This window comes from Chloroflexota bacterium, from assembly GCA_016887485.1.
In the GTDB taxonomy this organism is placed as follows: domain Bacteria; phylum Chloroflexota; class Anaerolineae; order Anaerolineales; family Anaerolineaceae; genus Brevifilum.
The window spans coordinates 2564025-2586441 of record CP069394.1; the positions used below are offsets into that span (position 1 = coordinate 2564025).

Below are 22417 nucleotides of genomic sequence, written 5' to 3' on the forward strand. Positions count from 1 at the left end.
TCGAATGACCCTGGGGCCTTTGCCCAATAACGTTTACCTGATAGGTGACCAGGACACCGGAGATGCGGTGGTGATTGATCCGAGTTATGACAGCCACCTGGTGTTGACCCGGGCCGAATCACTGGGCTGGACGCTGCGCCAGATTTGGTTGACACATGCCCATTTTGATCATATTGCCGGAGCGGCGGAACTGGCTGCAGTATTCGTTCCCTCATTGCCGATTGGACTGAATGCCAGTGAATTGGACTGGTATCACAATGAGGGTGGGGCGGGTATGTTTGGTTTGTCTATCCAGCAGCCCCCCGAGCCAACGATCCTTTTTGAGGATGGGATGCAGTTAAGTCTTGTGCCAGGTGGCGAGATGGTGGCGCAGGTGCTTCTGGCCCCCGGACACAGTCCTGGGCATGTGATGTTTTATTGCCCCAGCCTAAGCGCCCTATTCTGTGGCGATGTCATCTTTCGGGAAGGGATCGGCCGGACGGATTTGGAAGGGGGGAGTATGGCCCAATTGGTCACTTCCATTAAGGAGAAGGTGTTCACACTGCCGGATGAGACTCGCATATTGCCGGGTCACGGCCCGGAGAGCACAGTGGGTCATGAGAAGGAATTCAATCCGTTCTTATAGTATGAACAGGTTGCTTCCTCCGCCTGCGGCTTCATCGAACTGACAAAAACACACATCTTGTCATTGCGAGGGAGGTGCGAAGCACCGTACGAAGCAATCTAGTTTTTGACTCGTTTGGACTGAGATTGCTTCCTTCGCCTGCGGCTCCGTCGCAATGACAAAAACACACATCTTGTCATTGCGAGGAAGATGTGAAGCACCGTACGAAGCAATCCGGTTCTGAACCATTAAAGGCAAAGACTGCTTCCCCCGCCTGAAGCTCCATCGTAATGACAATACAATTTCCTTGTCGTTACGAGCTTGTGATAATGTCCCCGCAGTGAAGCGGAGTGGGAAGCAATCTTTTGTGAATGACTATATGTTGAGATTGCTTCCTTCGCCTGCGGCTCCGTCGCAATGACAAAACAATTTCCTTGTCATTGCGAGGAAGATGCGAAGCACCGTACGAAGCAATCCTGTTCTGAACCATTAAAGGCGAAGATTGCTTCCTCCGTCGCAATGACAAAGATATCAAAAAGGCTGCCCATTGAGGCAGCCTTTTGATATTCACATCAGGTCGTACTATTTTGCATATTCCGTTGCCCGGGATTCCCGGATGACCGTGATCCGGATCTGACCCGGATATTGCATGGTTTCCTCGATCTGTTGGGCAATGCTCTTGGCCAAGCGGTTGGCTTCCACATCATCCACCTCTTCGGGCTTGACGATGATCCGCACTTCACGGCCGGCCTGGATAGCGTAGCTGGTCTCAACACCTTGATGGGCATTGGCGATATTTTCCAGAGCCCGCAGACGCTTGATGTATTGTTCCAGGTCTTCACGCCGAGCGCCTGGTCGGGCACCGGAGATGGCATCAGCGGCTTCAGCGATCACAGCTTCAACCGATTCCTGATCCACTTCATGGTGGTGGGAGGCGATGATGTTGGTGATCTTTGCGCCCACGCCATAGCGCTGGGCAAATTCTGCACCGAGTTGAGCGTGGGTGCCTTCTGTATTATGATCCATTGCCTTACCAAGATCATGTAGGAAAGCGCCGGCTTTGGAAATCTCAACATCCGCGCCCAATTCTGCAGCGATGACGCTGGCGATCTTAGCGGTTTCAACCGCATGGGCCAACTGGTTCTGGCCATAAGAGGTGCGGAATTTAAGGCGGCCAATCTTTTTGAGGATTTCATTATGCAGCCCGGCCACGCCGGCGTCATAAGCGGCTTGTTCACCAGCCTGGAAGATGTCCTCATCCATTTGGTCATTTTCTTCTTTGAGGATCTTCTCGATGTTGGCGGGATGGATCCGGCCGTCAATCACCAGGCGGGAAAGCGACCGGCGGGCGATCTCACGACGAACCGAGTCGAAGCAGGAAACGGTCACGGCTTCGGGGGTGTCGTCCACGATCACGTCCACACCGGAGGCCTGCTCGAAAGCTCGAATATTACGGCCATTGCGGCCAACGATCCGGCCCTTCATTTCTTCGTTGGGCAGTTCCACCAGAGAGGTGGTGACTTCGGCGACCTTCTCGGAAGCAACTCGCTGGATCGCATCGGCGATCAGTTCCCTGGCCCGGCGGTTACCTTCCTCGCGGGCTTCACTTTCGATCTGGCGGATGATCCGGGCCATGTCGGCACGGGATTCCTTTTCAGTTTCGGTCAGCAGCACTTCGCGGGCCTCATCCTTGGTCATCTCAGAAACACGTTGAAGTTCGGCCATTTGCTGTTCATACAGCGTGTTGATCTCGTTGGCACGTTTATCAATGCTGGATTGGCGCTTGTTCAGACGTGTTTCGCGTTCTTCATATTTTTCCAAACGGCGGTCAAGTTCTTCACGCCGTTTTTGTAGGCGATCGTCCTCTTTGGTCAGTTCGATCCGGCGGCGGGTCAGTTCATCCTCAGCCTTTTGGGTGATCTGGAGAGCAGAGTCTTTGGCCTCCAGTTCAATCTCGCGAGCGTGTTCTTTGGCTTCGGTGATAATGTGATCTGCTTTGAGGTTTTGGGCCTTGCGTTTATTTTCTACAATTAATTGCTTTATCAGGAAGCCGATCAGGGCACCAAGCAGCAGCGCACCGAGGGCGACGAGATAAATCAGATAGGGGTTAGAGTTATTCATCAATTCGCTCCATTTTTCCATTAATATTGAGGCGCATCTTCTGCAGGGAGAGCGTATTCTTCCCAAAGCTTTTCAACGGTGGGTTTGACGATCCCATAATGGAATCCCCGCCGGCTCAGAAAGCCGCCCACTTTCTTTTGAAAGTCCAGCCTGGTTTCATGCTGACATTGTTTGGCCTTTTTGATCCCGGCCTGATATGCCAGCTCAGTCTGGTCGCCTCCAAAGCTTTCAAGCGCCTGTGCGATCACGTCATCTGATACGCCCTTTAGGCGGAGCTCATAGGCTAATAGTCTGTCACTGCGTGGGCGAAAGGTGTTCCGGTTTTCAATCCAGAGCCGAGAGAATTCCAGATCGTTGAGCAGGCTTTTCTCCACCAACTTGTTGAGAGTGGCTTTGATCACCTCTTCTTCGAATCCTTTTTCTGTTAGGCGTCTGCGGGTTTCTTCAATCGAACGAGGGCGGTGATTGATGAACTGCATGGCTTTCTGGAAGGCGATTTCGTAAGTGTCTTCCTTCTGCAATTTCTCGATCTCGGCCTCGGTCAATTTACGACCCGGTGCCAACCAGCCGGCAACGAAACGAGATAGGCCGAACGCATATTCACCATCCAGATAAATGCTTACCCGTTGGTGGTTGCGCCTCTGAACCTTGATGGCTGTGATCTCCCGTTCCATCCCAACTTTCTACCTTTAAACAACAGACAGCCGTGAGCCTTCCCGATAGGCTACGACCGTCATATCAATAAGAATCTTTATTGTTGTTGATCCCGTATAGGATAGGGGACCTTAAACCTTGAGATGAATCCAACCGATTGAGGCGGTTCGTCTTGGGTTAAGTTGGTTTTTTCTATCCTGTACTCAAGTGTCTGACTCTAATCTTGACTCTGCTGGCCTCTGATTTAACTTCAGGGCCGCCGATACTTTTCAAAACTGATGTCATCCCATTTACTATGCCAGGCTTTTCAGCCGGCGGAAAAATTTCGTACGATTCTATTTGATTGCCAGGTCGCAGCCCGATTTGCGGGCGCTGACGTGAGAATTTTCAATCACGCGTTATTTGGGCGTGACTTATTTTCCAATCCTAATTATACAATAAAAATCTGTTAATATAAGGCCTGGTCAAATTTTCGTAAAAACAAATTCAATGTAAGGAATCCAGATTCCACTATGTGATTTTTCTAGGAGATTCAGGATTGGTTCGTCAGAATTTTGGTTAATCAATCGACTCATGTTAAAATACAATTTATGGAAACAAAAATTAACCAAATTGAGGTTGACCGGAATAAACGCCCAAGCTACCGGCAGCACAAGCGCCAAAGCTTCTGGCAGATCCTGCTGCCCATCTTATTGAGTATTTTGGTTGTGCTCGCGGGCCTGGCATTCCTGATTGTGATTGCCAATGGGGGCGACCCAATCGGGAAGCTCTCCACCTGGGCGGATACCTCATTAATCTGGCTATTATTGCCCATGATGGCGTTGGGTTTGGCGGCTGTCCTGCTCTTGGGCGCTATGATCTATGGATTAGCCCGGCTGTTGAAGGTCTTGCCGACCTATACGGCAATGGTCCAGCATTATTTCAGCCTGGCCGCACGCTGGGTCAAGGCGATGGTTGAAAAGCTGCTTAACCCAGGGATGAAGCTGCGGGGCTATCAGGCTGGCATTGAGCACTTCTTCAAGTCGATATTTGGTTTGCTGCACCGATAATCAATGAGCGGCGGTCCGACTTATCTTTCCCTGATATTCGGAGAGCCCCTGATGAAAAATACAAGGATGAAGACATGAACGATAAGAACTGGAAGGCATCAACTTTAGTGATTGGCACAGCGATTGGGGCGGCAGTCGGCGCACTTTCCGCATTTATCCTGATCAAACGATCTGAAGCGGAAAACACCAAACCAAAACTGACAACGAGTGAAGGTGTGCAGGTGGGCTTAGGTCTGCTTGGGTTGTTGCGTCTGATCTCCGGTGTTGGGTCAGATTGACCCTTTCACTTTAGCATAGGTAAATCCATTGTTTGAAATCACATTTTTAGGTACTTCTGCCTCCGCGCCATCGGTACACCGGGGTCTTTCTTCCCTGATTGTGCAGCATGAGGATTATCGCTTTTTGGTGGATTGCGGTGAAGGCACCCAGCGCCAGATCCTGCGAGCGGGGACAGGTTTTAAACGGCTGAATCAGATCATCCTGACGCATGGTCATCTCGACCATATCCTGGGACTGGCGGGGATCATCTCCACATTTATGCGGTGGGAGGTCATGGATAAGATTGAGATCTATGGCACCCAGCATACGCTGGACCGGGTCTATGATCTGATCTATGGCGTGGTCTTGCGGGGCTATCGCGGTAAATCGCCGGTGGAACTACACGCGCTTGAACCGGGGCTGTTCTTTGAGACGGAGCGGTTTTCAGTTTCCGCCTTCTCAGTAGACCATCGCGGCTCAGATTCGTTGGGCTATCGCTTTGAAGAACGCAGCCGGCGGCCCTTCCTGCCGGAAAAAGCTGCTGAATTGAATATTCCCCCTGGCCCCTGGCGCAAAGATCTGGTCAATGGTCTGCCGATCACCCTGCCGGATGGCCGCCTGATTGATCCTGAACAGGTTCTGGGTGAGGCCCGCAAGGGGACCTCCCTGGTGGTTGTTGGAGATACCGGCCGGGTGGATAACCTCCTGCCTTATGTGCAGGATGCGGACGGTTTGGTGATTGAAGCAACCTACATCAATGCCGAGACGGAGCTGGCCGAGAATTTTGGCCATATCACAGCCGCACAAGCTGCCGGATTGGCTAAAGAGGCCGGCGTAAAGAATTTGTATCTTACACATCTCTCCCGTCGTTACCGTGAGCGGGATGTGCTGGAAGAAGCCCAGGCTGTATTGCCGAATGCGATTGTAGCCCGGGATTTTGATCGATTCCAGATCAAGCGCGACGAAGAATAACCCCTCAATTTCAGTTGGATAAGGATAGAAAAATGGATTTTAGAGCGCGGCTCACAGCAGGCGAGATATTTGTCACTGACGGTGCAACCGGCACAAATTTACAGCGGGTGGGTTTGCCGGTGGGGGCGTCGGCTGAGGTTTGGGTGTTGGAAAACCCTGAGGGGATTGCCAGCCTGGAGCAGTCTTTTGTGGATGCCGGCTCTGATATTATTCTGACCTGCACCTTTGGCGGAACCCGTCACCGGCTGGATGCATCCGGCCTGGCGGACCGCTTTGAGGAAGTGAATCGCAAGGCGGTTGAGATAGCGCAAAAGGTGACCAAGGGCACGGATGTGCTTGTGGCCGGTTCGATTGGCCCCACCGGGCATATGCTGGCGCCGCTGGGAACTCTGAAAGGGGAAGACGCCGAAGCGGATTTCCAGGCCCAGGCCAGGCTTCTGGTCGAGGCGGGCGTGAACCTGTTGGTGATCGAAACCCAATTTGATTTGAATGAAGCTATTGCAGCCATCCGTGGTGTGCGGGCAGTGGATGGGCAGATTCCATTGATCTGCTCCTTCAGCTATGACCGCGGCACCCGCACAATGATGGGCGTGAAGCCTGAGGATATGGCGGCAACTATCGGTGCGCTGGATGTGGACGTGTTGGGGATCAATTGTGGCCGCAGCCTGGATGAGAACCTGCAGGCACTTGGTCAGCTGCGTCAGGCGACTGATAAACCGATTTGGTTCAAACCGAATGCCGGGATGCCTGAGATGGATGAGGATGGCAAGCCGACTTACTCCTTCAGCCCGACACAGATGGGCGCGTTGGTTCCGGATTGGCTGGCCGCGGGCGCTCAATTGGTGGGCGGCTGTTGTGGTACCAGCCCGGAACACCTCGCGGAGATCGCTAAAGCCGCAAAAGGCTAGTTCCCTTCACTAAAACACGTTATTTCATTTAAATAAAATATCATGCCGTCCATAAAAATGGGCGGTTTAATTTTTAACTCCCGCTGGGTGGCGGAATAATGAGGATGTGTTAGAATCGCACCAATGACGAAACTTATCCTGGCATCAAATTCCCCCCGTCGAAAAGAACTGCTTGCATTGTTCGGATGGCCTTTTGAGGTCCTTCCGGCGGATATTGACGAAAGTCAAAAAGCAGGCGAACCTCCTGTTGATTATGTCCGGCGTCTGGCCTGCGAAAAAGCGCAGGCGATTGCGTCCATACGGGAAGGACTGATACTTGCTGCCGATACCATCGTGGTGGATGGGGAGGAACTGCTGGGTAAACCGATGGACGATGCGGATGCCCGGCGGATGCTGACCCAATTGCGCAGTCGGACCCATCAGGTCTATACCGGGATTGCGTTGATTGATACTGCATCCGGTGAGAGCGTGGATACCGTCTGCCGGACGGATGTGCCGATGCGTGCTTATTCTGATGCAGAGCTGGAAGCCTATATCCAGACCGGTGACCCGCTGGATAAGGCGGGCGCATATGCTATCCAGCACAGCGATTTTCATCCGGTGGAGAATCTGGCGGGTTGTTATGCCTCCGTAATGGGGCTGCCGCTTTGTCATTTGACCGTGGCACTGCGCCGTTTCGGCTGGCAGGCCCCGGCTGACCTGTATGAACGCTGTCAGGAAACGCTGAACTATGAATGCCCGGTCTATAAGGAAATCCTGGGGTTGACCTAAAGGAGTATTCCTTGTCCATTTCCAAACAAAGGATCATCTCGATCTTCACCATTCTGCTCATCCTGCTGCCCAGTTTGGCAGGCTGCCAATCCGGCACGCCTGTCGCGGGTGATCCGACGCGGGTTGCTGCTGAGATCGGCCAGGTTGCGGCCGCCCAGGAAGTGGCAGCGGCGTTTTTGGCTGGCTGGGAAGCGGAAGATTATGCAGGGATGTATGGCCTGCTGTCTTCGCTCAGTCAGGATGCCCTTTCGCAGGATGGTTTCGCAGCGGAATACATGGATATTGCGAATACACTCACCCTGCAATCGCTGGAGGCTCAAGTTCTCTCCACTATTGCAGACGGGGACTATGCTCAGGTGGCTTTCCGGGTCACCTTTCACACCCTGCTGGTCGGCGATCTCTCCCGTGAACCGGTGATGGGTCTAGTTTGGGAAGATCACACCTGGCGGGTCCAATGGGAAATTGGATTGCTCTTGCCGGAACTGGCAGACGGCAGCCATCTTGAAATGGCCTATGATATCCCCGACAGGGGCAGCATCTTTGACCGGATTGGCGCACCTCTGGCGGGCTATGAAAATGCCATTGCGTTGGGGCTGGTCCCAGGAGAGATCCTGGCGGAACAGACTGATCTGATTTATGAGACTTTGGCGGAGCTGAGCGTCTATTCCGCTGACCGCCTGGCAGAGATGGTGGCGAACACCCCCGATGATTGGTATCTGCCGGTGGTGACCCTGTCACGAGATGATGTCGCGCCCTATCTGGATGTCCTGAGGGACCTTAGCGGCGTGAGCATTGAAGAATTCCGTACTCGCACTTATCTGGAAGATGGCATTGCCCCGCACGCGCTGGGCTATATGCTGTTTATTCCCGAAGATGAAATTGAGGACTATGTCCGGCTAGGTTATCGCCAGGATGAACAGATTGGCGCCGCCGGTTTGGAAGCGATCTATGAAGAGCAGCTGGCTGGGAAACGAGGTGGTTCGCTCTATTTGGTCGGGCCGGATGGTGAGATTGAATATCTGCTGGCATCAGGGGATTCGGTGGCTGGCGATTCGCTCTATACCACGCTTGACCGCACCCTTCAATTCAAATTACAACAATCTCTGGGCGATCTGAACGCGGCTGTGGTAGTGATGGAAGTGGATAGCGGTCGGGTGCTGGCGATGGTATCCAATCCCGGCTTTGATCCGAATGCCTTTGACGCGGACACCCTGGATTCCGATCTGCTGACCTCGTATTTCACGGATGAAGCCCAGCCGCTCTTTAATCGGGCTACCCAGGGGCAATATCCGCCGGGTTCGATCTTTAAGATCATCTCGATGTCAGCGGCTCTTGAGGCTGGCGTTTATTCAGCCCTGTCCACCTTCAACTGCCAGCACGCCTATTGGACCTGCAACAGTGTTTACCTCTATGACTGGACCTATTCCCACGGCATCAGTGCCAGCGGGACTCTGACCCTGCCTGAAGGCTTGATGCGCTCCTGCAACCCCTGGTTCTACAGGGTGGGGGAAACGCTTTTTTCCGAAGGCTATGAGAGTGCGCTGTCTGATATGGCGGAGGGCTTCGGTTTGGGGCAGGAGACCGGGATTGAGATCGCCGAGGCGAGCGGGAATATCCCCGAAACAGCTGCGAATTGTGTGACCAGCAGTCAGATGGCGATTGGGCAGGGGGAGATTCTGGTGACGCCTCTGCAAATTGCGACATTTATTTCCGCCATAGCGAATGGCGGCACGCTTTACCGGCCGGTTTTGGTGGAAGCGACCAAGGCCCTGAACAGTGACCCGGTCCAGCTCTTTGAGCCGGAGGCAATAGCTGAGCTGCCGATCTCTGAGAAGACCCTGCAGACGATTTTGGAAGCGATGCGATTGGTGGTGGAAGATTCCCGCGGAACAGCTAATTGGGCGCTGCGCAATCTGGATTATGCCATATCCGGTAAGACTGGCACGGCTCAAACCCCAACCGGGAATTCGCATGCCTGGTTCGCCGGCTTTACTCGTGAAAATGACCCGGATCACCCGAATATTGCGGTGGTCGTGATTATCGAAAATGGGGGTGAGGGTTCCGAAATGGCAGCCCCGGTGTTCATGCGGGCGGTCTCGCTCTACTTCTCCGATGGAGAAGACCCGGGCGAATTGATGCCCTGGGAGGATGAACCCTTTGTGCCCTCCGTGCCTGATGAAACTGAGACGGTTGAGCCCGATTCCACATCTGGTGAATGACACAGTATAATCAAAACTTGGAAAATGCGCTGTTTGCCAATACTTAGCGGTTAATTCGCATTTTGGAGATATAAAAAATGAAAAAACTAAAACGAGCATTACTGATCCTGACGTTGATTCTGACCCTCGCAGCTTGTTCGAACCCTACCTCTACTATGGACCCCTCTGAGGTGGCTGCGACGGACTCTTTACCGACCCCGCAGGTTTATGTCACCCCCGCGCCGGATGTTGATACGATGTTGACTTCTTATTTCAGTGCCTGGCAGGCGGATGATTATGCGGCGATGTACGTTTACCTTTCAGAAGCAAGCAAGAGCACAATTTCTGAGGAAGATTTCATTCAACAATATAACAACACGGCTAATGCTCTGACTCTGCAATATGACACGGGCATTGAATATACCGTGACTAATGTTGTGACCAACCCCACCACTGCCACAGCCACCTTGCAGGTGAATTACAACACCAACCTGTTTGGCACCCTGACCCGCGACCTCGAGTTCAATATGGTGCGTGAGGGTGACGGTTGGCATTTGGCCTGGGATACGACCAAGATCATGCCGGATTTGCAAAATGGCAATACCCTTGAAGTGGTCAAGAGCATCCCCTCTCGGGGTGATATCTACGCCAATGATGGATACCCAATAGCGACGCAGGAAGATGTTGTTGCGCTTGGTTTCATCAAGGGAGATCTTGATACCGATTTGATGTCATTGTTTTATAGCACCATGGCAGATCTCACCGTATATCAGATCGCTGAGGTTATCCAAATAGTAGATGAAGCCAATGACTATGATTACATCCCCCTGGGTGAAGCGCTTGAAGAAGACGTGAATCGCCAGATGGGTGCGCTTTCAGCGATGACTGGCGTTTATCTAAATTATTACACTTCACGCTACTATTATGATGGTGGGATTGCACCTCAGGCTGTTGGTCATTTATCCTATGTCCCTTCAGAAGATGTCAACACCTACCTGCGCGCGGGATATGCCCTTAATGCCCGATTCGGTGGCGCTGGCATTGAGTATTCTTACGAAGATGTGCTGGCCGGTACCATTGGCGGTTCGCTTTACCTCAAGGACGCAAACGGCCAAATCGTGACCAAGCTGGCGGAACGCGGCGCAGGTCCAGCCCAATCCATTACAACTTCTATTGATTCGACTCTGCAATACTATCTGCAGCAGTCACTCGGTGATTATCGAGGGGCGATCGTGGTCATGGAGATTGAAACCGGTCGAGTTCTGGCGATGGTTTCCAATCCGGAATTCGATCCTAATATGTTTGATTTCGGTAATACGAACAGTGGCTATGCGGATATTTTGTATGGCGCTGATAATCTCTATGCTGCCCCAGACAACCCGGTTTTTAACCGGGCCTCCAACGGGCAATATCCCTTAGGCTCCGTATTCAAGATCATCACCATGGCAGCGGCACTGGAGACCGGTGAGTTCACCGAAACCTCATCGATGTACTGCGGCCATTCCGTTGAGGTCTGCGGCAACACGCTTTATGACTGGACCTATGAAAAAGACAAACCGGAAAGCGGTGAGTTGACCCTGCCGGAAGGTTTGATGCGATCTTGTAATCCCTGGTTCTACACCATTGGCGCGACCCTTTATGCGGATGGCTATTCTTCCGCCATCGCCGATATGGCCCGCTCTTTCGGGCTGGGCAGCCTGACCGGCTTTGATCTCTCAGAGCAGCCCGGTAATATCCCTACCGACACAAATTCCTGTGAGGTCAATACGCAGCTATCAATTGGTCAGGGCGAAATGACCGTGACCCCCTTGCAGGTTGCCAGGTTCATCGCTGCAGTCGGCAATGGTGGCACACTCTATCGCCCTTCCATTGTTGATTCGATCACAACGACGGCCGGTGATGTGACCTACGCTTTTGAGCCCGAAGCGCAAGGGACTTTGCCTGTATCGGAAAATAACCTGAACCTGATCACTGAGGCCATGCGGAGCGTGATCTCCAATGCCCGCGGCACTGCCAATATTCAACTGGCGACCATGCCGTACCGGGCTTATGGCAAGACAGGTACAGCCACCAATACCACGGGTGAATCCCATGCCTGGTTCGCCGGTTACACCTCAGTTGGCAATCCGGATCGACCGGATATTGCCGTGGTGGTGCTCCTTGAGAATGCTGGCGAGGGTTCGGAAATGGCAGCACCTGTCTTCCGTCGGGCGGTCTCTCTCTACTTCTCCTACTACACGGATTACGGTTACGTTTTGCCTTGGGAATCCCAACCCTATGTCGTGAAATCACCGACACCAGTTCCCTCGGAAACGCCTTATGGCTATGAAGAACCCAATCCAACCGATGAACCCTAGAACGAGGACTATTTGGCAATCCTGAAAGAAGGTCTGGTTATCCGTTCGCAGTCCGGCTTTTTTGTCGTGCAGACGGATTCCGGGCTGGTCACCTGCCGGCTGCCGGGCCGATTGAAGAAAGGCACCACGGATAGCGATGTCTGCGCGGTGGGCGACCATGTGACCATTGCCGACCAGGGTGATGGCAGCGGGATGATTGAAGCGATTGAAGAACGAACCGGGATGATCTCCCGCGTCCGGACTGGAATCAAACGAGATTTCCGCCAGATCTTATTGGCTAACCCGGATCAGATCGTGATCGTCTTTGCCTGCGCAGAGCCGGAACCGCACCTGAGAATGCTGGATCGTTTTCTGGTTATTGCCGAAAAACAATGCCTGCATACCCTGATCGTTGCCAACAAGCTTGATCTGGTGACCCAGGAGCAGGCGGAGGGGATGTTTGGCCTCTATACACATTTAGGCTATAGCGTGCTTTATGCCTCTGCCAAAACCGGCCAGGGTATCTCTGAACTGAGAGCGCATTTGAAGGATAAAATCTCTGCGCTCACCGGGCCTTCCGGTGTGGGAAAATCCAGCTTATTAAATGCTGTCCAGCCTGAGCTGGGATTGCATGTGCGTGAAGTGAGTGAGGCGACCACCAAAGGCCGTCACACGACCCAGGTCCGGGAGCTTTTTCCCCTCGACTTTGGCGGTTATGTTGCCGACACCCCCGGTATCCGCTCGTTAGCGCTTTGGGACACGGAGCCTGAGGAATTGGATGCTTATTTTGTGGAGTTGGCAGGGTTGGTGCAGGATTGCCAATTCAGCGACTGCACGCATACGCATGAACCCGGCTGCGCCGTTCAAAAGGCGGTTGCTGAGGGGCGGGTTTCCTCTGAGCGGTATCAATCCTATCTGCGGATGCGCTTTGGCGATGACGCTGATCCCTTTATGGACCAAATGACCCATGAATGATCTTCCTGAAAAGGTTTTTATGAAAAGACATCTGAGCCTATTTTTATTGGTTGCGCTGTTCCTGGCAGCATGTACATCAAACACACAAACGCCAACCGCCGACGTAACAGAAAGTACCTCGGTCACGACAGATGCGCCTACAGCAACGCCAACTGAAGAACCGGTTACTGTGCTGAATGTCTGTACAGCCAGTCTGCCTGAGAGCGCTTTCCTTTATGATGGGCGGAACCCTGTTGCCAAGCAGAACCTCTTAACGCTCACGCAGCGTGAGATCTTTCCGTATGCGGAAAGCAGTCATGGCGCGGCGCTCCTGAGTGAGACACCAACCCAGGAAAATGGTGGGATCACCCTGCAATCTGCCACTGTTTCGCTGGGTGAGACCGTTGTGGATGCCAATGGGGACCTCGTTGTGCTGAAAGCCGGCGTGACGGTCCGACCCAGCGGATGCCGCTCAACGGAATGTGCCATCAGCTGGGATGGAACGGAGGCTTTATATCTGGATCAGATGGTGGTCCGTTTTCAGTTGGCCGATGGTTTGGCCTGGTCTGACGGAGCCCCACTCATAGTTGCCGATTTGGTATTTAGCTTCGACCTGGCCAGCGACCCGCAAACGCCGGGACTGCAATGGATGGAAAGCCGGACAGCCGGTTACACGGCAGAGAGCGATAGCGTGGTCCTGTGGACGGGCGTCCCGGGGTTCACCACTGCCGAAATTGAAAGACTCTTCTGGCAGCCGCTGCCATCTCATCTCTTTACCGCGGATGCCACCTGGGAAAGTGTTTCAGCTGATCCGCGGTGGTCTGCGGAAATAGCGAGCCTGGGTGCCTATCAGGTGGGGGCGTGGACGGAAGACAGCCTCCAGTTGGTCAAGAACCATTTTAATGCCAATGACGATGCTGCTCCCTATGGCGAGATCCAAATCCGGGTCATTCCTGACCTTGAAGATGCTTTGGCCGCATTTTCTAATGGCACCTGTGATGTGCTGGATCAGTCCTATCATCTGGAGCGGGATGTTGAGACGGTGGCTTCGCTGCAAACTGACCCTGAGGCGACCTTACTGGTTGAACAGACTTCAAGCTGGTCGCAGTTGGCCTTTGGAATTAAACCTGCCTCATATGATGAATACTACAATCCGATTTATGGCGACAGGCCGGATTTCTTTGGTGACGCCCGAACGCGGGAAGCGATTGCAGGCTGTCTGGATCGAGAGGCTATCCAGGAAGCGGTCTTTGCCGGGCTGGCTGAACTCTGGCCCAGTTTTGTTTCTGCTGAGGAAACGACTCTTTCAATGGAAGAACAGTTGATTCGCGATCCTCAGAGAGCGGCTCAGCTTTTGGAAGCTGTCGGCTGGCGAGATCATGACTTGAACCCCGATACCCCGCAGCAGGCCTGGTATGTCTATGGGATTCCGACCAATACGACTTTCAGCATTAACCTGTATGTGGACTCTTCAGCCCTCAGCCAGCAGATTGTGGGGATTGTGCAGAGTTCACTGGGTGAATGTGGGATTGAGGTTACCCCGGTGACTTTGCCCGCCAACCAGTTATATGCACCAGGCCCGGAGGGACTCCTCTTTGGGAGGCAGTTTGACCTGGCCTTGATTGGGTGGGCCCCGCTGACACAGATAGATTGTGCTTTATATGAAAGCAACCAGATTCCCTCTCAGGACAACCAATGGGTTGGCACAAATATTGCTGGTTGGTCTGAAGCGCTGTATGACAAGGCCTGTAATAATGCGTCTCTGGCCCTACCTGATGAAATGAGAGGCGCGCTCCAACGGGCGGAGGCTCACTTCATGAGCGGCTTGCCGGCGGTGCCTTTGTTTTCGGTGCCGGAGGTGATCGCCGTGAAAGAGTCGGCTTGCAGCGCGGTCAACGACCTGTGGGATTTCGGAATTGACAATCCAAGCTGTCCCTAATGGGCTGCTGGATGATTTATGGGTAATCCAATCATTTTTCGGGCGTCTAAGGTCACATTTGTGACCGAATGGATGGGCGAAAATCGAAAAATGTGGTATTAATGGGTTCCATTTCATTTGAGGTGGAGGTTTATGAAGAAGTATATTGACGATTATGAAGTCGTCATTCAGAAGAACAGTAAGGGCCGTGAGAAGAGAGTGGCCGTTTATAAGGGGGCCTATTACAAACTGAATATTGATGAAGTAGCATTAAAAAAATTCAGACGGATCAGTCTGATCTTATTAGCGCTGATCGTTATTGGTCAGATCGCGGCTGGTTTCATAGGCAATGCGGGCATGTACACTTTCTTTGTTGCCTTGCCCTATGTTTTTACATTCCTACCTTTATATTTCATGGTGGATGGTGGCCTACGGCTGCCGAAGGAAAAGCGACATCTCCGTCGGGATGAGGCTGAACTCATTTTCGGGCGGATGAAAGTAGCCAGCAAGTTCCTCTTCCCTCTACTCTGCCTCGGCATTGTGGGGGAAGTGGTCTATCTGATCTGGTTTGCCTCAGGCGCTCTCTGGTTAGAGTTGTTGTTCCTGGCTGTTGAAATAGTTATTTTGGCTTCTGCGTTTGGTTTACTTCGGATGCAGAAACCTATTGAGGTCACCGAAGTCTTCGTTGAACAAATGAGCGTTGAGGAAGACACCTAAACTATAGAACCATGGAGAGAGGCTGAAGATCTGATTGAATCACGGATTGGATTACGTAAAAATGCGTAAAATTACGTGCTGTATACAATTTGTTAATAAATATGTTGTTCATTCCATTGACTCTATCGGAAATTCGGTTATCATCTTTAGGGTGAATATCGGGTGAACTTCAATGCAAAAAATGCAATCTCTGGGTATAATAGTGCCATTACCTTTCCTTTTTTGGAGAAGTAATTTTCGGCAACATCATTATTTAGAAGATTTTATAAATTTGCAAATAAAGGAGGTGGTTGCCAACACCTATTAGGTAGGAAACACTCGAGTAAGATTGGTTCAATTCACTAGTTTCATAACAAAAAATGTTATGGAGGAGAAAACAATGAAACGTTCTATTTTCGTGTTTCTAAGCCTTCTCGTCGCGGTGAGCTTTGTCCTGACAGCTTGCCAAACCCCGACTGAGGCCCCAACTGTTGAGGAAACTGAAGAAGTTGTGGCTACTGAAGAGCCGACAGAAACTGAACCCACAGAAGTGGTTTATGAAGCCGAACCTTTTGGTGAGGACCTGCCCACTGCCCCAACCATTGACACACCTTTGGTTGTTGCGTACCAGGACTTCTCCCAGAAATTCAGCCCCTTCTTCGCAGATACTGGCTATGACCAAGATGTAGTTTCCATGACCCAGATTGCTCTGCTCACAACTGACCGCGTTGGTGGCATCATCCCCAACGCTATCGAAGGTGAGACTCGCAACTACAATGGTACCGACTACTTTTATAAAGGCCCCGCCGACACAAGCGTTGTTTACGATGAAGCAACTGACACAACTGTTTACACTGCTAAACTGCGTGTTGGTATGATGTTCTCCGACGGCACCCCTGTGACCGCTGATGACGTCATCTTCACCTATTACACTTACCTCGATCCTTCCTATGTTGGTTCCACCACCTTAGGTTCCTATGACATTGTTGGCCTGAAAGACTATCAGACCCAGACAACCAGTGACGTGTTTGATAAATACGCTGCTTTGGTTGATGAGATCTACGCTGCTGGCCGTGGCCACGAGTGGTCCGATGCCGATGCTTGGACACAGGAACAACAGGATGACTTCTGGGCCAAAGTTGACGAAGCTGTCATCTACGAAGCTCAAAAGATCGTGAACTACGTTAATGCCAATTATCGTGATGCTTATGCTGAAGCCTACACCGGCTATCTTCCTGAAGATATTGCTGCAAACGAAGGCCTCCAGGTTATGCTTGGTATGGTTCTCTGGGGCTTTGGTGGCGTTGAGGACGATATGTCCTTCACCGATTCATCTGGCAACAACTTCGATCTCGTTGAAGTATTCCCCACCGTTGAAGACTATGCTGTGGCGATCGAAGAAGCCTACGGCGGCGACCTGGCTGAAGCGTTCCCCTACGAATCAGCTGATGGCGTTGATGTTCTTCCGAAAATCAAATCCCAATGGATTGGCTACTGGGGTCCTATGGATGAGGCCATGGGCGGCGAAGGCGTTCCGAATATTGCCGGTATCGTTAAGATTGACGATTACACCGTGCAGGTTACGTTGAATGGTTTTGAGGCTCCTGCTGTCTACTCCGTCCTCGGTATTCAGGCTACACCGCTGCACTACTACGGCGATGTTGACAAATATGATTACGAAAACAACATGTTCGGTTTCGGTTTTGGCGACCTGTCAAAACAGGAAAGTCTGACTGCTACCCCCATGGGTGCCGGTCCCTACAAGTACGTTCAATACGACAACCGTGTTGTTTACTTCGAAGCCAACGAAAATTACTATCGTGGTTGCCCGAAGATTGCTGAAGTTCAATTCAAGGAAACAGCCTCCGCTGAGGTTCCTTCCGCTGTTCAGACCGGTACTGCTGACGCCGGTGAGATGACCTACTCCAGCGAACGCTACGCTGAGGTTAAGTCCTACAACTCCAACGGCGAAATGACCGGTGATGTGATCACCTCCAGCATGGTTGACAACCTGGGCTATGGCTACATTGGTATCAATGCTGACACCGTGAATGTTGCCGGCGATCCCGCTTCCGATGCTTCCAAGAACCTCCGCCGTGCGTTTGCCACCATCTTCGCTGTCCATCGTGATGTTGCTATCGACAGCTACTATGGTGAGGGCGCTTCTGTTATCAACTACCCGATCTCCAACACCTCCTGGGCTGCCCCGCAACCCACCGATGAAGGTTACGAGCTTGCTTTCTCCACTGACGTCAACGGCGATCCGATTTACACCGCCGAAATGACCATGGAAGAAAAATATGCTGCTGCTGAAGCTGCTGCATTGGGCTTCCTCGAAGCCGCTGGTTTTACAGTTGAAAACGGCGTGGCTGTTGAGGCTCCCGAAGGCGCTGAGATGAGCTACGAAGTCATCGTCCCCGGTGACGGTACTGGCGACCATCCTGCCTTTGCAATCCTGACCAGTGCAAAAGATTCCCTGGGTAAAGTTGGTATGGAACTTGTGATCAATGACCCTGCTGATTCGAATATTCTCTGGGATGCTCTAGATTCTGGCGAACAGGAAATGTGGACCGCTGCTTGGGGCACTACCATTGATCCTGATATGTACCAGGTTTACCACAGCTCCGGAATCCCCGGACAGGGCGGTTCAGACTCGAACCACTACCACATCAATGATGCCGATCTGGATCAACTGATCGTCGATGCCCGCCTGAGCGATGACCAGGCCTATCGTAAAGCTATTTACAAACAGGCTCTCGATAAGATCATTGAATGGGCTGTCGAAATTCCAACCTATCAGCGCTTGAACGTTATTATCTTCAGCACTGAGCGGATTAACATCAGCACCATTACCCCCGATATCACCACCTTCTGGGGTTGGATGAACGATCTCGAACTGCTTGAAATGAACTAGCGGTTTCGTGATATTAGAGTAATAGTGAGCCCACCTATGGGTGGGCTCACTTTCATACTCTAATTTTATATTCCAGAAAAATGTACAAGGGAATGATATGAAGAATTTCATCATTAGGAGATTAATACTGGGGACATTTATTGTGATTTTTGGCACCCTGGTGGTTTATACCGTCATCAGGTTCCTGCCTGCCTCTTACGTCGAAACTATTGCGAGACAGCGCGCCACAAATCCTTTAAGCACGATGACCTATCAGGAATGGCTGGATCAATTGAATTCCGTTTACCATCTTGATGTGGGCATTATTCCAGGTTTTCTGGGATGGTTAGGTAGTGCGGTTAAAGGTGATTTTGGGAACTCATGGCATTATGGCATCCCGGTAACTGAAAAGTTCGCCCAGGTCATTTGGGCTTCCATCATCGTTAATGTCATTACTTTCTTTGTCCAGATTTTTATTTCTATTCCCTTGGGGATTACAGCAGCGAGAAAGCAATATAGCCGAACAGATTATGCTATTACTGTTTTTGCTTTGATGGGCATTTCGCTGCCGACATTTTTCTTAGCGACTATTTTGAAATATGTTTTCTCAATTAAACTGGGATGGTTCGACCTCTATGGTTTGACAGGTCGTTTCTATACCACCATGACCCCCTTCCAGCAGGTGATGGACAAAGCCTATCACTTGGTGCTGCCAGTGATTACATTGACGATGTTATCCATTGGTGGGTTGATGCGTTACACCCGCACAAATATGCTGGAAGTGTTGAATTCAGATTATATCCGCACCGCCCGTGCCAAAGGGCTTTCTGAGAAAGTTGTTATCAACAAACATGCTTTCAGGAATACATTAATCCCATTAGTTTCCTATATGAGTTATCTGATTCCAGGTATGTTTGGAGGTTCTCTGATCACAGAGACACTCTACCAAATTCCGGGTATTGGCTATGTCTCATATACGGCAATCGTCCGGGGAGATATTCCTTTCGCAATGTTCTACACAACTTTGCTCACAGTGTTGACACAAGTAAGTCTCATCATAGCGGATATCATGTATGCAGTCGTTGACCCACGGGTCAGGGCGAATTGATGGCGGTGATAAATGAGTGAAAATCAAGATTTAGCTTCCGAATACGAAAAAGAAGATGAAGCCATCGAAATGATTGATGGCGAAGAAATGAGCTTGGACGATGCCAGGCGTGTCAAGGTTCTGTCGCCTGGGATGCTTGTCTTCAAGCGTTTTATTCGTAACAAATTGGCCGTGATCGGCTTTATTATTATTGTTCTGATGTTCCTTTTCTCCTTTGTTGGGCCTCTGTTTTCGCCTTATGGCCAGGCTGAGGTCTTTACGGGTTTAGGCTCGATGTCTAAGGATTATGCTGGGGCGATTTATAACGAAGAACTGCGCTATACCGTTGTGGATGGTCTCAGTTTTAGTACTGCGGCTCGGGCAGAATTCTTGTTGACCTTCAGTCAGGGCAACCAGGCGTTTTCTTCAGGCGATGATGATTTTTATTTTTCCTCTATTAATGAAAATACCTATTTGATCTCGCTCCTCGAACCAGTTGCTGTAACGCTCTTAGGAGAACTTAATTCGATTGATGGCAGTGTTTTGGATCCGGAATTTGTCTCGGCGTATGAAACTACGGTTGAGAATGACCAGAATGGTTTCATGCTTGATGGGATATCCTATCGGATAACCGTATCCCGTAAGCAAACAAATGTTTCTATTGAGAATGAAATCGCTCTGGCTTCACTCAATGTATATGATGCATATACCGAGGAAGATTTAGACATTGTTCGATCATTCGATTTTCAGATGATCAGTCAACAGACGATTTCTACCGGCAGAAGGAATTTCACTTTCAACGGCGAACAATACACCATTCATTATCTTGATGGACAGATCACCATCAGCGATAGCAATAGCGAGGATTTTGCTGAGGTCTCGAATATTATTGTCAATCCACTTGACCAATCCCAGTTCATCTCAGTGGCTTTCAAAACAGCGGTTCGCGATGCCATTGTTGACTTAGAACCCTCATTTACTTTTGTTGAAGAGGATGGTGAAGAGATTGATTACATGATCGACCGGGTGAACACGAACTACTACATCAAGAAAACAACACCCACCACCTTGATTCGGCAATACGAGCTGCCTTCATGGCAACATCCACTAGGTTTGGATAACAATGGTATGGATGTGATGACCCGCCTGATGTATGGCGGCCAGGTTTCACTATTGGTTGGCTTTGTGGTGGTGTTTATTGAAGTTGTGATCGGCGTGATAGTTGGTGGTATCTCCGGCTATTTTGGTGGCTGGGTGGATACTGCTTTGATGCGGTTTGTGGACCTGTTCAATGCCATCCCGTTTTTTCCAATTGTCCTTATCTTGGGTTCAGTGATGGACACCTTGCAGATGAATCCTGAAAACCGGATATTCATATTGATGATGATCCTGGGCTTACTTGGCTGGACAGGTGTTGCCCGGGTTGTCCGGGGCCAGATCCTATCACTGCGTGAGCAAGATTTCATGGTAGCAACGGAAGCCACTGGTATCAGCACTCGACGGCGGATCTTCACGCATCTTGTTCCCAACGTTATGCCCCTTCTGATCGTTCAAGCCACAGCTGGCCTCGGCGGCATTATTATCACTGAAGCGACCTTAGGTTTCCTGGGGTTGGGCGCTAAATACCCGCTTGCTTCCTGGGGTAGCATTATCAATACCGCTTCTGACGCGTATGTTATGACCAATTTCTGGTTCATGTGGATCCCAGCCGGTTCTCTGATCCTCCTGGCAGTCCTTGGTTTCAACTTCATTGGGGATGGCCTTCGGGATGCCTTTGACCCGAAGATGAAAAGGTAGATGAGTCGTATGAGCGATAAACAACAAACTTCTGCAGATAATAAGGGTAAATCCATTTTCAAACGACGAGATACTACGCATATTTCCGCACGTGAATCCGCGAAAATATCTCGGGAAAACCGTCGGATTACGGATAAATTCGAAAAGGAACGTGAACGAAGAAACGTTCCTGAAAGTGAATATATCACGAAGATGAAGGATGACCGTAATGTTGTTGAATTTGAGAACCTTCATACCTATTTCTTCACAGATATTGGCACCGTAAAAGCCGTAGATGGCGTTTCTTTTGAAGTGCCTCAGGGCAGCACTGTTGGTGTTGTGGGTGAATCCGGTTGCGGTAAATCCGTGACCTCCCTCTCCCTGATGCAATTGGTTCAGCGTCCTCAAGGGCAAATCGTTGAAGGTGCGATCCGCTTCAACAGTGGCGACAAGGTTTATAACATCGCCAAAACCCCAACTCAGGTTATGGAGACCATCCGGGGCGCCAAGATCTCAATGATCTTTCAAGAGCCTATGACCAGTCTGAATCCGGTTTTCCGGGCAGGCTTTCAGGTTGACGAAGTAGTCCAGCTGCATAATCCTGAAATGACGGATGAAGAAGTCAAAGCAGTTACCTTGAAAATGATTGACATGGTCGGTATCGCCAATGGTGAAGGGGTGTACCAGATGTATCCCCACGAACTCTCCGGTGGTATGCGCCAGCGTATCATGATCGCTATGGCATTGGCTTGTAACCCGAAGTTAATCATCGCAGATGAGCCAACGACTGCTTTGGATGTGACCATTCAGGCGCAAATTCTTGACTTACTGAGAAATTTGAAGGATAAAATCAATTCGAGCATCATGCTGATTACGCATGACCTTGGTGTGATCGCTGAAATGGCGGATTACGTTGTGGTTATGTATGCTGGACGGATTGTTGAAAAAGGTACAGCGGTTGAGGTTTTCAAAAACCCACTCCATCCTTACACGGTTGGTTTGATGAAGTCGAAACCAGTGGTCAACAAGACAGTAGATCGGCTTTACACGATCCCCGGCAGTGTGCCAAACCCAATTAACATGCCCAATTATTGTTATTTCAAAGACCGCTGCAATCGCAGGATGGATGTTTGTAATGGCGAATATCCTCACGAAGTGTATGTGACTCCCACGCACATGGTGGCTTGTTACCACTACACCGATGAAGCTGTAAAGGATTAAC

Annotated in this window: 17 protein-coding genes and 1 pseudogene; 16 read left to right on the top strand and 2 right to left on the bottom strand. The window is 50.8% G+C overall.

Annotated features, from left to right (window positions below):
* The first annotated feature begins 4 nt into the window (after nt 1-4).
* On the top strand, nt 5-625 hold the full coding sequence (locus JR338_11675; protein QRN84429.1) for an MBL fold metallo-hydrolase: 621 nt from the start codon (nt 5-7) through the stop codon (nt 623-625).
* 561 nt (nt 626-1186) lie between these two features.
* Here the strand turns inward: JR338_11675 and rny are convergent.
* Both rny and JR338_11685 read right to left on the bottom strand, forming a co-directional pair.
* Nucleotides 1187-2725, bottom strand: a complete 1539-nt coding sequence (gene rny / locus JR338_11680) for a ribonuclease Y (GenBank protein QRN83052.1) — start codon at nt 2723-2725, stop codon at nt 1187-1189.
* 20 nt (nt 2726-2745) lie between these two features.
* Nucleotides 2746-3399, bottom strand: a complete 654-nt coding sequence (locus tag JR338_11685; protein ID QRN83053.1) for a RecX family transcriptional regulator — start codon at nt 3397-3399, stop codon at nt 2746-2748.
* Nucleotides 3400-3969: 570 nt separating this feature from the next.
* Here JR338_11685 and JR338_11690 point away from each other — a divergent pair.
* From JR338_11690 to JR338_11760, 15 genes and pseudogenes are all read left to right on the top strand, one after another.
* A complete protein-coding gene (locus tag JR338_11690; protein ID QRN83054.1) occupies nt 3970-4428 on the top strand; it encodes a hypothetical protein in 459 nt (152 codons plus the stop codon).
* A 74-nt stretch (nt 4429-4502) separates the two neighbouring features.
* Nucleotides 4503-4706, top strand: a complete 204-nt coding sequence (locus JR338_11695) for a hypothetical protein (GenBank protein ID QRN83055.1) — start codon at nt 4503-4505, stop codon at nt 4704-4706.
* A 28-nt stretch (nt 4707-4734) separates the two neighbouring features.
* The gene (locus tag JR338_11700) at nt 4735-5658 is read left to right on the top strand and encodes a ribonuclease Z (GenBank protein ID QRN83056.1); all 924 of its coding nucleotides are present in this window, start codon (nt 4735-4737) and stop codon (nt 5656-5658) included.
* Between the two features lie 32 nt (nt 5659-5690).
* A complete protein-coding gene (locus JR338_11705; protein QRN83057.1) occupies nt 5691-6566 on the top strand; it encodes a homocysteine S-methyltransferase family protein in 876 nt (291 codons plus the stop codon).
* A 123-nt stretch (nt 6567-6689) separates the two neighbouring features.
* A complete protein-coding gene (maf, locus tag JR338_11710; protein QRN83058.1) occupies nt 6690-7337 on the top strand; it encodes a septum formation protein Maf in 648 nt (215 codons plus the stop codon).
* 11 nt (nt 7338-7348) lie between these two features.
* Complete coding sequence (locus JR338_11715) at nt 7349-9556, top strand: hypothetical protein (GenBank protein ID QRN83059.1); 2208 nt, start codon at nt 7349-7351, stop codon at nt 9554-9556.
* A 77-nt stretch (nt 9557-9633) separates the two neighbouring features.
* Nucleotides 9634-11892 carry a hypothetical protein gene (locus JR338_11720; protein ID QRN83060.1) on the top strand — a complete coding sequence of 753 codons (2259 nt, stop codon included), beginning with the start codon at nt 9634-9636 and terminating at the stop codon, nt 11890-11892.
* A 12-nt stretch (nt 11893-11904) separates the two neighbouring features.
* Nucleotides 11905-12846 (top strand): ribosome small subunit-dependent GTPase A, encoded by a 942-nt coding sequence (gene rsgA, locus JR338_11725; GenBank protein ID QRN83061.1) that lies wholly within the window; start codon nt 11905-11907, stop codon nt 12844-12846.
* Nucleotides 12847-12865: 19 nt separating this feature from the next.
* On the top strand, nt 12866-14764 hold the full coding sequence (locus JR338_11730; GenBank protein ID QRN83062.1) for a hypothetical protein: 1899 nt from the start codon (nt 12866-12868) through the stop codon (nt 14762-14764).
* Between the two features lie 132 nt (nt 14765-14896).
* Nucleotides 14897-15460: a hypothetical protein gene (locus JR338_11735; protein QRN83063.1), complete on the top strand. Its 564-nt coding sequence runs from the start codon at nt 14897-14899 to the stop codon at nt 15458-15460.
* A 379-nt stretch (nt 15461-15839) separates the two neighbouring features.
* A complete protein-coding gene (locus tag JR338_11740) occupies nt 15840-18353 on the top strand; it encodes an ABC transporter substrate-binding protein (GenBank protein ID QRN83064.1) in 2514 nt (837 codons plus the stop codon).
* Between the two features lie 97 nt (nt 18354-18450).
* Nucleotides 18451-19440, top strand: a complete 990-nt coding sequence (locus tag JR338_11745; GenBank protein QRN83065.1) for an ABC transporter permease — start codon at nt 18451-18453, stop codon at nt 19438-19440.
* A gap of 87 nt (nt 19441-19527) precedes the next feature.
* Nucleotides 19528-19698: pseudogene (locus tag JR338_11750) on the top strand (ABC transporter permease).
* Between the two features lie 471 nt (nt 19699-20169).
* Entirely contained in the window at nt 20170-21216 is a 1047-nt protein-coding gene (locus JR338_11755; protein ID QRN84430.1) for an ABC transporter permease, read from the top strand.
* Between the two features lie 9 nt (nt 21217-21225).
* Nucleotides 21226-22416, top strand: coding sequence for an ABC transporter ATP-binding protein (locus tag JR338_11760; protein QRN83066.1), 1191 nt, complete (start codon nt 21226-21228; stop codon nt 22414-22416).
* The last annotated feature ends 1 nt before the right edge of the window (nt 22417 follow it).